Below are 1663 nucleotides of genomic sequence, written 5' to 3' on the forward strand. Positions count from 1 at the left end.
GTTGCGATGTTTTCTAAGCATATTCACGCTGTAAGCAAGAAAGGGCTGAGTGTTAAGCTCTTACTCTTCACAATCGCTTATAATCTTAAAGTGTTAGATGAAGTTAATTCAATTAAATAAATATTTAAATTTGTGATGGGAATTACGGTATTAATAACTAAATGGTGATAAAATGAAAGTTATCGAAGGTGGCGTCTGTGCACCAAAAGGATTTAAAGCAAATGGAGTAAAAGAAGGAAAATATGGCGTTGCATTAATAGTTTCAGAAAAAGAGGCGGTTGCAAGTGGGGTTTTTACAACAAATAAGGTTGTTGCACACCCTGTTGTATTATCAAAAGAAATCTTAAAGAACAATGACAAAATAAAAGCAATCGTGGCAAATAGTGGTAATGCAAACTGCTTTACAAAAAACGGTATGGAAGATGCAAAAGAAATGATAAGAGAAACTGCAAAACTTCTCAATATTAAAGAAAATGAAATATTAATTGCTTCAACAGGAGTTATTGGAAGAAAGATGCCAATGGATATTATAAAGGAGAAGATAAATGAGGCATATAACTTATTAAAAAAAGAAAACAACTCATTAAATGCAGCAAAGGCAATAATGACAACAGATTCCTTCCCAAAAGAGATTGCCGTTGAGTTTGAGGTCAATGGAAAAAAAGTGAGAATTGGGGTAATAGGTAAAGGTGCTGGAATGATTGCACCAAACATGTTGCATGCAACAATGCTCTGCTTTATAACAACCGATATAGCAGTTGATAGGGAAGATTTGACAAGAATTCTTCAAAATGCCATTGATGAGAGTTTCAACAATGCAGTTGTTGATGGAGATACCTCAACAAACGACACTGTCTTTATCCTTGCAAATGGAGAAAGTGGAGTTTGCTATGAGGAATGCAAAGAGGTATTTGAAAACGCACTGAAGTTTGTTTGCACTGAGATTGCTAAGATGATTGTAAAGGATGGAGAGGGAGCAACAAAATTCATGGAGGTTGTTGTTAAAGGAGCAAAAACAAAAGAAGATGCTAAAAGGGCATCAATGGCAGTTGTTAAATCCCTCTTAGTTAAAACTGCATTATTTGGAGAGGATCCAAATTGGGGAAGGATTGTAGCGGCGGTTGGTTATAGTGGAGTGGAAATGGATATGGATAAGATTGATGTTATATTAAGTGATAATAAAAGGGAAGTTTATCTTGTAAAAGAGGGGGAGCAGATAGCAGATGAGGGAACAGAGGAGTTAAAACTTGCAGAAGAGATTATGAAGAATAAGGAGATAAAGATAATTGTAAATTTAAACATTGGAAATGAGGAAAATACTGCTTATGGTTGTGATTTAAGCTATGAATATGTTAAAATAAACTCAGAATACACTACTTAAACCTATTTATTTTTAATTTGCTTAAATTTATTTAACTGACAGTGTGATTACGAGAATCCTTTCTTTATTAGCTCTTTACTGCACTCTTTAATCACTTCATAGAATGATAATCCATATTTGTGGCTTAAATATCCTATACAGTTTGATACCATTGCTATAAACCTAACAAACCCAATATTGCTCTTTTCAGACGTTAGGTAATTTCCCTCAACATCTAAAATCGATTTATCTCTTCTATGCTTTCTTCTATCTTGTCTCTTCATATACTCGTCTTATTATGTT

At 33.7% G+C, this 1663-nt stretch carries 2 protein-coding genes; one reads left to right on the top strand and one right to left on the bottom strand.

The window, feature by feature from the left end:
- Positions 1-172 precede the first annotated feature (172 nt).
- Positions 173-1381: a bifunctional ornithine acetyltransferase/N-acetylglutamate synthase gene (gene argJ / locus METFODRAFT_RS09535; RefSeq protein ID WP_007045420.1), complete on the top strand. Its 1209-nt coding sequence runs from the start codon at positions 173-175 to the stop codon at positions 1379-1381.
- 47 nt (positions 1382-1428) lie between these two features.
- Here the strand turns inward: argJ and METFODRAFT_RS09540 are convergent, their stop codons facing one another.
- Positions 1429-1644, bottom strand: a complete 216-nt coding sequence (locus METFODRAFT_RS09540) for a hypothetical protein (protein WP_007045421.1) — start codon at positions 1642-1644, stop codon at positions 1429-1431.
- Positions 1645-1663: the final 19 nt, after the last annotated feature.

Origin of the sequence: Methanotorris formicicus Mc-S-70, assembly GCF_000243455.1 — an archaeon.
Lineage (GTDB): Archaea > AGJL01 > Methanococci > Methanococcales > Methanococcaceae > Methanotorris > Methanotorris formicicus.